The organism is Candidatus Kapaibacterium thiocyanatum, assembly GCA_001899175.1.
Lineage (GTDB): Bacteria > Bacteroidota > Ignavibacteria > Kapaibacteriales > Kapaibacteriaceae > Kapaibacterium > Kapaibacterium thiocyanatum.
Genome location: MKVH01000002.1, coordinates 126,870 through 139,467, shown reverse-complemented (window position 1 = coordinate 139,467; position 12,598 = coordinate 126,870). Strand labels below are relative to the sequence as shown.

Annotated in this window: 15 protein-coding genes and 2 tRNA genes; 8 read left to right on the top strand and 9 right to left on the bottom strand. The window is 59.1% G+C overall.

Annotated elements, in window-relative coordinates:
• Window positions 1–22 precede the first annotated feature (22 nt).
• The 4 genes from BGO89_00920 (at window position 23) to BGO89_00905 (ending at window position 1,595) form a co-directional block, all read left to right on the top strand.
• On the top strand, window positions 23–457 hold the full coding sequence (locus BGO89_00920; protein ID OJX61182.1) for a hypothetical protein: 435 nt from the start codon (window positions 23–25) through the stop codon (window positions 455–457).
• 101 nt (window positions 458–558) lie between these two features.
• Window positions 559–903 (top strand): rRNA maturation RNase YbeY, encoded by a 345-nt coding sequence (locus BGO89_00915; GenBank protein OJX61362.1) that lies wholly within the window; start codon window positions 559–561, stop codon window positions 901–903.
• Window positions 900–1,373, top strand: a complete 474-nt coding sequence (locus tag BGO89_00910) for a hypothetical protein (GenBank protein OJX61181.1) — start codon at window positions 900–902, stop codon at window positions 1,371–1,373. Before BGO89_00915 ends, BGO89_00910 begins: the two co-directional genes overlap by 4 nt.
• Window positions 1,374–1,521: 148 nt before the next feature.
• Window positions 1,522–1,595, top strand: a tRNA-Arg gene (locus tag BGO89_00905).
• 97 nt (window positions 1,596–1,692) lie between these two features.
• Here BGO89_00905 and BGO89_00900 read toward each other — a convergent pair.
• Entirely contained in the window at window positions 1,693–2,202 is a 510-nt protein-coding gene (locus BGO89_00900) for a hypothetical protein (GenBank protein ID OJX61180.1), read from the bottom strand.
• Between the two features lie 233 nt (window positions 2,203–2,435).
• Complete coding sequence (locus BGO89_00895; protein OJX61179.1) at window positions 2,436–3,092, bottom strand: hypothetical protein; 657 nt, start codon at window positions 3,090–3,092, stop codon at window positions 2,436–2,438.
• Between the two features lie 265 nt (window positions 3,093–3,357).
• On the opposite strand from BGO89_00895, the gene BGO89_00890 reads away from it, so the two are divergent.
• The gene (locus BGO89_00890) at window positions 3,358–4,311 is read left to right on the top strand and encodes a hypothetical protein (GenBank protein ID OJX61178.1); all 954 of its coding nucleotides are present in this window, start codon (window positions 3,358–3,360) and stop codon (window positions 4,309–4,311) included.
• Between the two features lie 152 nt (window positions 4,312–4,463).
• Here the strand turns inward: BGO89_00890 and BGO89_00885 are convergent, their stop codons facing one another.
• Entirely contained in the window at window positions 4,464–4,865 is a 402-nt protein-coding gene (locus BGO89_00885) for an extradiol dioxygenase (protein ID OJX61177.1), read from the bottom strand.
• A 139-nt stretch (window positions 4,866–5,004) separates the two neighbouring features.
• Window positions 5,005–5,217, bottom strand: coding sequence for a hypothetical protein (locus BGO89_00880; protein OJX61176.1), 213 nt, complete (start codon window positions 5,215–5,217; stop codon window positions 5,005–5,007).
• A gap of 173 nt (window positions 5,218–5,390) precedes the next feature.
• Here BGO89_00880 and BGO89_00875 point away from each other — a divergent pair, with 173 nt between their 5' ends.
• On the top strand, window positions 5,391–6,479 hold the full coding sequence (locus BGO89_00875) for a hypothetical protein (protein OJX61175.1): 1,089 nt from the start codon (window positions 5,391–5,393) through the stop codon (window positions 6,477–6,479).
• Between the two features lie 69 nt (window positions 6,480–6,548).
• A complete protein-coding gene (locus BGO89_00870) occupies window positions 6,549–6,956 on the top strand; it encodes a hypothetical protein (GenBank protein OJX61174.1) in 408 nt (135 codons plus the stop codon).
• 14 nt (window positions 6,957–6,970) lie between these two features.
• Here BGO89_00870 and BGO89_00865 read toward each other — a convergent pair whose 3' ends face one another.
• Genes BGO89_00865 through BGO89_00850 form a run of 4 tightly spaced genes read right to left on the bottom strand, consistent with a single transcriptional unit; the run spans window position 6,971 to window position 12,206 of the window.
• The gene (locus tag BGO89_00865) at window positions 6,971–7,708 is read right to left on the bottom strand and encodes a short-chain dehydrogenase (GenBank protein OJX61361.1); all 738 of its coding nucleotides are present in this window, start codon (window positions 7,706–7,708) and stop codon (window positions 6,971–6,973) included.
• 8 nt (window positions 7,709–7,716) lie between these two features.
• Window positions 7,717–9,054: an FAD-binding oxidoreductase gene (locus BGO89_00860; GenBank protein ID OJX61173.1), complete on the bottom strand. Its 1,338-nt coding sequence runs from the start codon at window positions 9,052–9,054 to the stop codon at window positions 7,717–7,719.
• Window positions 9,051–10,490 (bottom strand): hypothetical protein, encoded by a 1,440-nt coding sequence (locus BGO89_00855; GenBank protein ID OJX61360.1) that lies wholly within the window; start codon window positions 10,488–10,490, stop codon window positions 9,051–9,053. The genes BGO89_00860 and BGO89_00855 overlap by 4 nt, the downstream gene beginning before the upstream one ends.
• Window positions 10,491–10,502: 12 nt before the next feature.
• Window positions 10,503–12,206 (bottom strand): hypothetical protein, encoded by a 1,704-nt coding sequence (locus BGO89_00850; protein OJX61172.1) that lies wholly within the window; start codon window positions 12,204–12,206, stop codon window positions 10,503–10,505.
• Between BGO89_00850 and BGO89_00845 the strand changes: the two genes are divergently transcribed.
• Entirely contained in the window at window positions 12,205–12,399 is a 195-nt protein-coding gene (locus tag BGO89_00845) for a hypothetical protein (protein ID OJX61171.1), read from the top strand. The two genes, BGO89_00850 and BGO89_00845, sit on opposite strands and share 2 nt — an antisense overlap.
• Here the strand turns inward: BGO89_00845 and BGO89_00840 are convergent.
• Window positions 12,388–12,463: transfer RNA gene (locus tag BGO89_00840), tRNA-His, on the bottom strand. The genes BGO89_00845 and BGO89_00840 overlap by 12 nt on opposite strands.
• Window positions 12,464–12,598: the final 135 nt, after the last annotated feature.

Here is a 12,598-nt window from a genome sequence, read left to right as displayed (position 1 = left end):
GTTAAAAACGACAAGGTATGACATGAGTATTGTATCGCAGGACATCACGGTCATGGCCGGTGTCCTGGGCGCGGCCGAACAGGTGGACGCTACGTCCTGGTTCTGGAATATCCGCGATGCCGCCACCGGACGAGTCCTGGCTCTTACCGTTTCCATCGACGTCGATCTCGGCGGTGGCCAGCGCGGCACGCTGGTATCGGCGCAGACGCAGCAAGGATACCTCGAACTGCATGGCGTACATGCCTATCTCTGCATCGAACCGGACGAAGTCATGTTCATCGCCCGGCGGGACGAAGGATTCAGCAGTCTGGTCGTAGGCAAGTCCTGCACCTGTTCGCTCTTCGCCAACATCAGGGCATCGCTGGTACGCAGCGATCTCACGGAGCTCGACCCCAGCGTCCTCATGGCCGCCATGCAATTGTCGCTGGCCGAGTCGCTCCTGGAAACACTGCAGTAAACGAGACAGCCCACCAATACGTCAACTCCATGGCTCTTCGCATAGAGATCACCAACGCATCGGGCGGACGCTATCGCGGACGCCAGGACATCATCGATGCCGTGGCCAGGGCGTGCAAGGGTCAGAAGGTCCGCAACGCATGGATCGACATCATCATCCTCGACGACAAGTCGATCCGGCGCATGAATCGGGACTTCCTCGATCATGACTATGCGACGGACGTCATCACCTTCCCGCTCGAGGACATTCCGCTGACGGGCGAAATCTACATCTCGCTCGACACGGCCCGCAAGCAGGCCGACGACTACGGTGTGACGCTCGTAAACGAACTCTCGCGCTTGGCCGTCCATGGTGCCCTGCATCTCATGGGCCACGACGACGCCACGGACGAAGACCGGGCCGGGATGCACAAGCTCGAAAACAGATACATCAATGGACGTACATGACAGATCGCTACACCGTCGAACGCATCATGGAAATCATCTCATTCGTCATCGACGAGCTGCGTCACGATACGCCGCTCCAGGCCGTTGACGTCAGTGAGCTCCATCGACGCGGTTATACCGAGAGCGAGATCTCGGCAGCGCTTTCATGGATCATGGAACGCCAGGGTACGCGTATCGTCGATACCGAGATGGACCGCCCCGACAGCGGATCGTTCAGGGTTCTCCACGACATCGAACAGGACCTTATCGCTCCGGAAGCATGGGGCCTGGTGCTCACCTATCGGGACCTCGGCTTCCTCACGAACGAAGATGTCGAGAACATCCTCGAACGCGCCATCGTCATGGGTGCGGATGGCGGAGTGAGCGAGATCGATGTCCGCAACCTCATCGCCGCCTACGTCATGCATCAGCATCCCCTGCCCCAGAACGGCAGCCGGAGCCTGCTCAACGGCAGCGAAACCATCAACTGAAACGGCTTCCCGCGAAGCAAGCATCCATGCGGCTTCCGGCGGGTTCCGATGCTCTCCGTACATGGTACCTCCGACATTTTCCGAGTCGGACACTGCGCAAAAAGTCCCTATTTTGGCGATTGTATTGATGGCCGGCAACGCCATCGCTGGCCTCGTAGCTCAGCTGGATAGAGCAACTCTTTCCTAAAGAGTAGGCCGCAAGTTCGAGTCTTGCCGAGGTCGCACGAAGAAGGGTCTGTCCACGATGTGGACAGACCCTTCGCATTGTTGGGATGGCGATCGTCGATCACCACCGTTCATACCCCCGTGCCGAAACGCCCTATCGTACGATCACGCCCGCATCGAACTTCCCGGCAGTGACCTGAAGCTCCGGCGTCATGAGATCGGACGTACGGGCGAAGGATCCCGTGAACTGTCCCTTGGCGCGATCGCCCCAGGAGTCGATCTGCACCGAGCCCGACGTCGCGACGTAGGTACGCGTCGTGTCTCCATTGGAGATGACGAGCGACATCGTGGTGCCCGTCAACGCATTGACCTGCCAGGTACCGGCCGTGGCGGCCGGCGTCGTCATGACGATCGTGAAGCCTTCGAGCACCTTGCTCGTGATCCCCGTCATGGTGACGACGCCCCTGCCGCTCTGGACCGTCGCGACAGCCGCGGTGTCGATGTTGAAGGCATTGAACGACGCAGCGGAATAGCCTCCGCCATTCACGGTCATACGATTGTTGGCGCTGGTGAACGGACCTGCGGGATTGTCGGCATTCTTCGTGCATGCCGCGGCGAAGACAGCGACGGCCAGCGATACGATGACGACGAACGAGCGTACCATGAAACGACCTTGATTGAGATGGAATGGAAAATGGAACGGCTACTACGGACCAAAAATAGCCTTGTTCCATGAGATGGGGTCTCGTCTGTCGACTTCGGTATCTGGTCATCGGCCCAACGTACATTCGATGGACGGGTCGTATCGATGCTCCATCACTGTCCAGCCTACGAACACCGGTACATCGCATGAGGCCCGGAAAAGCTACCCGATCCACTATCCCCTGTCGCGATACCCTATCGAGCCTCGCTCGCGAGCCTCGGCTTCGGCGAGCGGAACTTCGTATACATACCCTGCATTGCGAACAGGGCGAACCCTATGGGTGCTAACTGCGGGTGGATGAAGCTGAGGACGATGGCGAATACGAAGACGATGAGGGGAAACTCGAGTTCGCTGAAGAGACTGCGATGGTCGATGCCGACATCACCGTCACTGACACCATTGGCGGGGTCGAGCGCATATCTGAACAGTATCAGATTGGCCAACGAGGCGGCAAAGTAGTTCAGACAGTAGAAAACGATGGCGACGTTGCCGTGATCGAGACCGTTCTCGAAATTGAAGGCCGTGGAGAACGGAATGAAGATGATGGTTCCGAGAACGACGAGATTCCTGACGATAAACCCCGTGGTATAGTTCGTGATGCTGCGGAACAATTGATGATGACGATACCAGAACACCCCGATGAGTGCGAAGCTGAGCGCTACGCCGATGAACATCGGCGTGAGTGCGGCCAGTTGCATCAACTGCTCGTGATACGCCCCGTGCAGATGCGGTGGCTTCACCTCGATGATCATCAAGGTGATTGCGATGGCGAATACCGCATCGCTGAAGAAGGCGATACGTTCTACCTGGAATGCTGTCTTGTCGGCGCTCACGGTGACTCCCCTGACCAATCCGTTAATGGCAGGCCGAAGATACAGCGGGAGACTATCCGATCCAATGATCGGCAGTTCCTACCCAACAATGAGATCGAGCATAACGGATGGTATACTACGTTCTCAAAGGGCCTACCAACAATCGCTTCCAGAGCCGGTTCGATGAACGATCGTATCGATGCTATCTATGCCCTGATACGAAACATCGCCAGACACATCCTCGACGAACCATTCCTTCAGCCCATTGACTATCTTGGCGCGATACATTACCGGAAGTATAGATATGATGTACCTGCTTACGACACTCATCGTATTCCTCCTGTCTGGAATCACCTATATCACGGCCCAGGTACTACAGAACCCGGAATCGAGCTATAACCGTGGCATTGAAGCCATACGGCGCAACGACTTCGCCACCGCCAGAACCGAACTGACAAAAGCGGTCAAGGATAGTGCGACGAATGCCCAGGCATGGCATGCTCTCGCCTTCGTCGGAATGGAGACCAGGGACTACGGGCTGATCGGTAACGCAGGAAAGCATATCTCCGCTCTCGAGCCTGCACGCTATGAAGGATGGTACTTCCTGGCTCTCGAGTACTACGAGCGCAAGGTCATGGATTCGCTTGCCATCATGGCACGGAAGGTCATGGCGATTTCTCCGGAGAAGGCACGGGAAGCCAACCTCGTCGATATCCTGCAAGGTCTGTCGCAGGACTCCATAGGGCTGCGCGACAGTGTCTTTTCGACTCCGGACGGTACGGTACGGATATCCCTGCCTGCATCGTGGTCGACGAGACTCATCGATGACGGAAAGACCCTGAACTGGTTCATTTCCTTAGAGCCGGTAAAGACGGAAACGGACATGTTCTCGACCGGCGTCTCCATCCACTGGATTCGCAAAGTCTCCGAGTCGTTCAAGCTCGATGGTCAGACCGATGCCCCATTCCTCGTCGGTTTCTGGGCGGGATATAGCGAGAACATGCCCAACACCATCCATCCGTTCTATCGCAAGCAACTGGATACCATCGCAATAGAGCGTGGAGAAGAATGGTGGGGCAGGATCGTCATGGAAGACCGCCAGCTCACCGCCGACTCTCACAAGCTGCGGAAGTATGGCGCCATCATCGCCCGTAAGGACGAACTGTTCCTGTGCAGTATGGAATGCCCCATGGAGAACTGGCCATTGTACGAGGACCGGTTCAAGAAGGCGTTCGAGAGCATCGTCTTCCCGAACTGAAGAGACCATGAGAGGTATACCACTGCGCATGCGTCCACACTACGGCGCGCATCATGACATGGGCGCGATGGTATACCATCGGCGGATATGATTCGGGTATGGTCGACATCGGCCCATGACTTCATATGAACGACCTGACCTATGGTATCCGATCACGGCATACCGTTCGGGTCCATCCAGAACACTTCCCAGATATGGCCATCGAGATCGGTGAAGGCACGGTTGTACATGAATCCGTAGTCGAGCGCTTCCCGCGGCGTACCACCACCGGCCGCGATGGCCTTGGTCACCATATCGTCCACGTCCGCGCGATCGTTCGACGATATGGCGGTGATCACTTCGACTTGCCTGGAGGTATCGCAGATATCCTTCGTGATGAAGGTCCGGAAGAACGGTTCCATGAGCAGCATCACGAAGCTGCTTTCGCCCACGATCATGCAGGTGGCGTTCTCGTCGGTATACTGCGGGTTGAACGTGAAGCCGAGCTTCGTGAAGAATTCCACCGACTTGTCGAGGTTCTTCACCGGAAGGTTGACGAACATCTGTCGCGCCATGGATCACCTGTCGGGATAATAGTGATGATGATGAAGTGCACATCCGGATCCGTACTGCCGAGCGGCCAATATCGCCGATTGTTCCCGCATCCGAACCGTCCCTTCGTCGATCGGTCCGACGAGAATCGATAGTGTCGCCTCAGGGATGCCGTTCTCCCCAATCCGCGATACCCGTCAGGGTCCCCTCGATCCGCTTGAGACGTGTTTCCGCGCGCTTCGCCTCATCGATCCACTGCAGGTACTCTCGCTGGCATGCCGCGCTCATCCGCTCGAACGTCTCTTTCAGGGCGGGCCTGCCCTTCAATGCCTCGGCAAGTTCCGCCGGAACGTCCACGCCGTTCTTCGTCGTCATGATGGCTCTCCTTCAGGGATTCGGTCGGTTCCGTTCACTACGGTACGCGAACAGCAAAACTACACGAACAGGACGCGTCCTGGAACCGGTCTATCACCTCCGTTCCCGTAAATGTACCGGGTCCGCGAAAACCTTCATACTATCTTGCATCGATCAATTCATCGCTCCAGATCATGTCCCTTCTGTCGCTCAGACTCCGGCACCATCTTCTGTCCACTCCCGTCGCGACAGGACCAGTCGACGTCGTGGCCCGCTTCGGCGCGATGCAGGCCCAGGAGTTCGCCCATGCGAAATGGGCCGTCGGTCTTCGCTGTCCGTCGGTAACCGACGAAGCACTCGATCAGTGCATCCGCGAGAGAACTATCGTCCGCACCTCGCTGTTGCGCGGCACCTTGCATCTGGTCGCGGCCTCGGATATCCGATGGATGCTGGCCGTTGCTGCGCCGATCGTGAATGCACGCTATGCGTCGCTGCACAGGAAGCTCGGCCTCGACGACGAAAGGTTCGGTCCGGTCGCGGACACATTACGACGCCATCTCGAAGGCGGCAAGCGGCTGACTCGCCCGGAACTGTTCGCGCCGCTCGAAGCATCGGGCATCGCGACGAACGGTCAGCATGGCAATCACATCCTGTATCGGGCGGCGCTCGATGGCCTGATCTGCATGGCCGCTCCCCGTGGCAAGCAGACCACCTACACACTGCTCGACGAGTGGTGTGCGGGAACGACGAACATCGATCGCGACGCTGCCCTGACGGAGCTGGCCCTCCGATACTTCGGTACGCACGGTCCTGCGACGCTCGGCGACTTCATGTTCTGGTCGGGCATGCAGACCGGTGCGGCACGAGCGGTCCTGGATCTGGCGGCACCGGGACTTCATCGTGAACGATGGGATGGACAGGACTACTGGATGTCACCGGATATACCGACCGATACTCCAGCCGAGCGATCCGTACATCTTCTCGCCGGCTTCGACGAATACGTGCTCGGCTACAAGGATCGGAGCGCCTTCCTCTCTCCCGAACAGGCATCCGATGTCATCACCGTGAACGGCATCTTCAAGCCCGTCATCCTGATCGATGGCAAGGTCATGGGCACGTGGGCGAGGACGATCGGAAGGGATTCCATCCGGATCGACCTCATGCCGTTCAGACCACTGCACAAGATGGAACGGCAGGCCGTCGTCGAAGCCGCAGAACGCTATGGCGCATTCGTCAGCCTACGGGTATCCGTTCAGGAACAGGCCCGGTTCGGACGCTCATGACGAAGTCCGATCCATCATCGATTCCCCGACTCCCCTTGATCTTGACCGGGGCATCGATATCTTCGCGCCATGAATACTACACAGAAGTATCTCGGTCTCGCTCTCGGCCTGCTGCTCGGCGCATTCTTCATCTACAAGGGTCTCGACAAGCACTGGCTCTCACCGTGCAAGGTCTACGGTCCGGAAAGCACGCTGCCGGTCTACTATCAGCAGGTAATCACGGCGCTGTGCGCGTCGGGTTTCCTGAAGATCATCGGAGCATTAGAAATTCTATCCGGCCTGCTGCTGTTGCTTCCGCGCACGCGTATGGTGGGCGCCTTCATGCTGCTGCCCGTCATCGTCACGATCTTCCTGCTGCACCTGTTCCTCGACAACCGTCCGCACGAACTCGTCGAGACCGGTATACCGCTGGTCATGACGATGATCGTCATCGGTCTGCATCACCGTCAATGGCGCAAGGCATTACGGAACGAGTAGTCTCCCGGTCGGCGTCACGACTTGAGCCGCATGAACAGTCGTTCGGGAATCGCACGAACGATGGCCATGATCGGGCGCCAGAACCACGGGACGTAGATCACCGGCGTTCGCTGCCGCATTCCCCGCACGATGGCATCGGCCACGTGTGACGGTGCCGCGAACAGCATATTCTTTGGAAGATGGGCCGTCATCGGCGTATCGACGAAACCGGGTTTCACGGTAAGGACGTGAACTCCGGTACCCCGGAGGCGGGCACGCAGACCCGACGCATACTGCGTCACCAGTGACTTGGCCGCTCCGTAGGTATAGTTGCTCGGACGTCCGCGTTCGCCGGCCACGGACGAGATCACGGCGAGTACCCCACGGCCCTGCTTCTTCATCACGAGGGCGAATCTCTGCATGATGGATACGGCACTGAGCGCATTGGTCATCAGTGTATCGATGGCCTTGTCCACGTCTTCGTCGCACTCGTCCTGATCGGGCAGGACACCGTGTGCGATCAGGACGGCATCGATGGTACCGAGAATGGTCACGCTGCGGTCGACGAGGTCCTGATGCGCTGCCTTCATGCGAAGGTCGGCCACGTAGAGATCGACGGCGGAAGCACCACGGACCTTCAGGTCCTCGGCGACGGCGCGGAGATGCTCCTCGTTGCGGGCGACCAGGACGAGATGGGCATGGCGTTCCGCGAACCGCCGGGCCACATGCGTAGCGATGGCCGATGTAGCGCCGACGATGACGATACGTGGCATGTCCTGACTCATCTTGCCTCCTGCCATACACGGCGCCAGAATGAACTCGAGAATTTGGGATCGATGAAGGGAACGAGGCGTTCCGCTTCGGGATACATACGACGGAAGGTCGCTGCGGACATACGCGCATCCTTGGCTGCGTAGACGCGGCCACCCGCTTCCAGCACCATATCGTCGAGCCTGTCCAGTACACGATGGACGCTTGTTCCATCGTTGCCGAAGTCCAGCGCCAACGTCAGGCCCGGCTTCGGGAACGAGAGGACGCCCGGCGATTCGATGTCACCGAACATCTTGAGCACGGCGAGGAAGGAAGCGATGCCGGCCTTGCGGAACTCCGACAGAATGGAGCGCATCAGTTGCGTATCGCCGTTGTAGGGAATCACACACTGATACTGCAGCATTCCGCGTTTTCCGTACAGTCTGTTCCATCCATGGACGATATCCAGCGGATAGAAGAACGGATCGATACCGACGCGTGAACGTTTGAAACGCCTGAGCTGACGATGGAAGTAGAGGCGATTGAAGACGGTGACGCTGTATCTGTTCAACAGCCAGTTCGGTGCATCGACGGGAATGTCGACGAGGCTTCCATCCACGGTACGGCGATCGACACGCATACCTCCTGCCGACCGTGCGTGATTGCCACGCATGAACAGTCCCCGCCCTGTCTGTGCCCCACCCTTCGTGCAGTCGATCCACGATACGGTGTAGTCCCAGTCCTTGTCGGAGATCATCGTCCAGTACACGATCTCGTCGAGCGTACGGACCTTTATGGTCTCCATGTCGACGATCGGACTCTCGATCCTGATCAACTGCAGCTCCACCCAGGTGACGAGGCCGGTCAGGCCCATGCCGCCGATAGTGGCCGCATACCAGTCCGCATGCGATTCGGACGAACACAGCAGACGGCGTCCGTCCGAACGGACGAGTTCGAAGCAACGCACATGACGTCCGATCGTTCCCATCCGGTGATGGTTCTTCCCATGTACGTCGTTGGCCACGGCGCCACCGAGAGTGACGTACTTCGTGCCCGGCGTAACGGGGATGAACCAGCCGTGGGGCATGACGAATCGCAGCAGCTCTTCGATGATCACCCCGGCTTCCGCGCGGATGATTCCGGTCACCGGGTCGAAGTCGATGAACCTGTCGAGACCGCGTGTGAGCAGGAGGGTTCCACCGTTGTTGAGGCAGACATCGCCATAACTCCGTCCCATTCCGTACGGGAGTACGGACGTATCTGCCGCATTCCATGCAGGCTGGTCGGCTCTCCACGTCACGGGCATCACGCCGTCAGGTGCGGATGCAGGATAGCGCCCCCACGATTCCAGTGTCACATTCGACATCATACGCTGGCCATGACGATGATGACCAGGGCCACGACGCCGACGAGATAACTGATCGGATCGCGCACGGCGAAGAGGATGGGATCGTCGTGCATCTCACGTCGGTGTGCGATGAACCACAATCTGCTGATCCAGTACAGGAGGCACGGCACCAGCAACCAGAGACGCAGCGGATGCAGGTAGAGGATCTGGACGTCGCGACTGTTGAGATAGAGCGTGAAGACGAGGACTGCGATCAGACCGACACCCGGACCGATGGACCGCACGAAGTCCGCATCCGCCGGTACGTATCCGCGTCCTGCGACCGTCGTCCCCTCGCGGTCCGCCGTGTCGACCAGTTCCGTATACCGCTTCAGGAAGGCCAGACTGGTGAAGAGGAACATGGAGAACATCAGTAGCCACGGCGATACCGACACACCGGCGGCAGCGCCGCCGGCCAGAATTCTCAATGTATAGAGTCCCGACAACGTGAGCACGTCGACGATGGCGACGCGTTTGAGGACGAAGGTATAGAGCGTCGTGATCACCGCATAGCCCGCCACCCATAGGGCGAAGGACCACGGCAGAAGAACGGTGGTGATGACGGTACCCACTGCGAGCAGCACGGGAACGGATGCCAGGGCGACGGGAATGGGTAGTACGCCCGATGCGAGTGGACGATGACGCTTCGTGGGATGCCGCCGGTCGCTGGCGAGATCCATCAGATCGTTCACGACATAGACGGCCGAGGCCACGACGTTGAAGACGACGACGGCGAGCACGACGTTCAGCAGCGCATCGGGGTCCGTGATGCGATGCGCGAGGAACAGCGGCCCAAACAGCAGGATGTTCTTCACCCACTGATGTACGCGCCATTGCCGGAGAAGGTCCGCCAGCGTCCAGGATTGCTTCATGAATGTTCGTTCGATGGTCGTATGTCGGGCAGCCTGCTCGACGAGATTCCGATCGTGCGTGACGACGACGGCGGCATCGGCCTGCTTCCAGATGGAGAGATCGACGGCATGGTCACCGGCATAGGCCCAGGAACGTCCGGCCGCATGTTCGCGGATCCGTTCGGCCTTCGCCTCGCCCTTGTTGTTTCCCCGCGCATCGGTGGCCAGGACATCGTCGAACATCCCGAGATGATCGGCGACGCTCCGGGCTATGGTCTCATGTGCAGCCGTGGCCAGAACGATCCGCCGTCCACGCTCGTGTTCGGCGCGAAGATAGACCAGGAGCGTTTCGTCATAGGGCAGGCTGGCCGGATCGATGCTGATGCCATCGGCCACGCGACGCTTGAATGCCGACCTGCCCGAGCCGATGGCCGTAAGGGCCGACAGCGCCTTGAACGGTGCGCGACCGGAAAGCAGGACCAGCGACTCCCACAGTGTATCCGTCCGGACGAGTGTTCCGTCGAGATCGACGTAGAGCGATTGGGGAGCGATGCCTGACGTTTCCATCATGCAGCGAAGTTACGGCTCCGAACGCAGAAGGCGCAGAAGTTCAGGTTCCAGGATACCGTCGCGTTCCTCGGTCGCTCTCAGCATCTCGACATCGGCCGTCTGCAGCTTCGACGACACCATGTAGCGTTCGGCCATATCGCAGAAGCGCATGGCTTCATCGGCATGATTGTGGAACCGCATCGTGGCATAGTCCCGCGCGGAGAAATTCGTGATCAGGAACTGCCAGTCCGAGGCCTGGGCCAGCAGCATCTCACGCAAGGCATTCATCATGATCCGACGCATGGTGGCATCCCACGTCGTCATCGGATGCTTTTCGCTCAGCATCCGCATCCTGTGCTCGATCGCATATTCCCTTTCCCACGTCCATTGCGTATCGGGATTCATCCATACGTCATGACCGCCGCCCTGCCCCCACGACGATTCCGGCAGGGCCACTTCGCAGGAGGGTCCGATACCGTCCATCGCCTCCGATGCCGTCGACGTACCGAGCGAGGCCGAGCCGTGGATGCCGCGGAGAACATGTTCGAGGAAGTCGATGCCTTCGAACCACCAATGACCGAACAGTTCCGTATCGAAGGGCAGACAGACCAGAGGCTCGCGATCGACGGTGCTCCTTCTGTGCCCTATTGCCACTTCCAGAACGTTCACGAAGTGCGCGGCATGATCCCGCACCTTGGACGCCGCCCATTCGGGTATGTAGGCCTGCTTGAAGGCCATGTCGGCCTTGACGTCCGTCACGCGCCAGTACCGCAGCGACGACCGGTGGAATTTCTTGTGGAAGTCGAGATAGTCGGGATCGCCGGGATAGCCTGACTTGCCGCTCCATACCTGCAATGCGATCTGGACGTTGCGCGCGAAGGCGACAACGGACGGAGCATCGTCATGGTCGGCCGCACCGACCCTGAACAGATCGTACGTCGACCGTTCGTCGAGTTGCTCGCGGACGGTTCCGTAGGTCTCGTCGTAGTGCGTCCTGTGGCCGTCCGGACCCCGAATTCCGAGTGGCCGTGCCCTGGACAGGGGGTCGGCATCGGTCACGAAGAAGCCCAGGTCATGGCGCGTCATCACCTGTTCGACGGAATCGCGCATGCGGGTCGTGGCATAGGGCGCCACCGGAAGCAGCGTCCTCCATGGATAGGCCGGCCGGTAGGCGCATTCGGGAAGCCATATTCCCCTGGCACGCCGTCCGAAGTGCCGTTCGTAGTTGTCCGTTGCGAGACGTATCTGGAGATCGACGGAAGCGTCTTCCGCCAGCAGGGGCAGATAGCCGTGCGTCACCCCGCACGTCATGATCTCGATGGCGCCTGTATCCTGAAGCCTGCGCAGGGTGCCCACGATGTCGCGACCGTAGGTCGTGAAATCCGTCAACCGGTCCTCGTACCAATGGTACCAGTAATCCGTAAGACCGAGGCGCTCCGGTTCCGCACCTTCCGCTTCGAGCACGGGCCTGTCTCCATGGGCGAGCTCCATCCGGTGTCGGCAGTATTCTTCGAACAATACCGGGAAGTCGGGATGGGACAGTTGTTCGCACAGGACCGGTGAGATATCGAGCGTGATGCCGGGTCTGATCCCTTCTTCCAGTAATCTGTCGCACATCCGCAGCAGGGGCAGATAACTTTCGGCCGTGGCCTCGCACAACCAATCGCTGCCGTGCGGCCACGCACCGTGGTGCAGCACGTAGGGCATGTGCGTATGCAGGATGAAGACAACCATGGATCGCGACCTGCCTCAGTGGATGGAACCGTCGTCCGTCATGATGACAAGATCATATCTTCCGCCGGATTCGACAAATGAACCTGTGATCGCGTTCCCCGCTGAAGATGGCGAACGTACGCGTGCCTTCCGCTCCGAACGGAAACGCCACGGCTACCGTGTCGGTATCGTGGCGTGCGTGTGGGGCGAATGACGGGGCTCGAACCCGCGACAACCAGAGTCACAATCTGGGGCTCTACCAACTGAGCTACATCCGCCGTTTGGGCTACGAAAATACAAAAAAAAAGGTCGTGACCCCTAATGTCACGACCTCCCTTTCATCTCCTCAGATGCAACAGCCTGTCTTGCACCATAGCTGAAGTCACCTAGAGTCACTAAAATACGACCCCCGG

Coding starts and splice junctions, on each gene's coding strand:
- BGO89_00920 (OJX61182.1), top strand. CDS start 23: ATGAGTATTGTATCGCAGGACATCACGGTCATGGCCGGTGTCCTGGGC.
- BGO89_00910 (OJX61181.1), top strand. CDS start 900: ATGACAGATCGCTACACCGTCGAACGCATCATGGAAATCATCTCATTC.
- BGO89_00900 (OJX61180.1), bottom strand. CDS start 2,202: ATGGTACGCTCGTTCGTCGTCATCGTATCGCTGGCCGTCGCTGTCTTC.
- BGO89_00890 (OJX61178.1), top strand. CDS start 3,358: ATGATGTACCTGCTTACGACACTCATCGTATTCCTCCTGTCTGGAATC.
- BGO89_00885 (OJX61177.1), bottom strand. CDS start 4,865: ATGGCGCGACAGATGTTCGTCAACCTTCCGGTGAAGAACCTCGACAAG.
- BGO89_00880 (OJX61176.1), bottom strand. CDS start 5,217: ATGACGACGAAGAACGGCGTGGACGTTCCGGCGGAACTTGCCGAGGCA.
- BGO89_00875 (OJX61175.1), top strand. CDS start 5,391: ATGTCCCTTCTGTCGCTCAGACTCCGGCACCATCTTCTGTCCACTCCC.
- BGO89_00870 (OJX61174.1), top strand. CDS start 6,549: ATGAATACTACACAGAAGTATCTCGGTCTCGCTCTCGGCCTGCTGCTC.
- BGO89_00865 (OJX61361.1), bottom strand. CDS start 7,708: ATGCCACGTATCGTCATCGTCGGCGCTACATCGGCCATCGCTACGCAT.
- BGO89_00860 (OJX61173.1), bottom strand. CDS start 9,054: ATGATGTCGAATGTGACACTGGAATCGTGGGGGCGCTATCCTGCATCC.
- BGO89_00855 (OJX61360.1), bottom strand. CDS start 10,490: ATGGAAACGTCAGGCATCGCTCCCCAATCGCTCTACGTCGATCTCGAC.
- BGO89_00845 (OJX61171.1), top strand. CDS start 12,205: ATGGATCGCGACCTGCCTCAGTGGATGGAACCGTCGTCCGTCATGATG.
- BGO89_00850 (OJX61172.1), bottom strand. CDS start 12,206: ATGGTTGTCTTCATCCTGCATACGCACATGCCCTACGTGCTGCACCAC.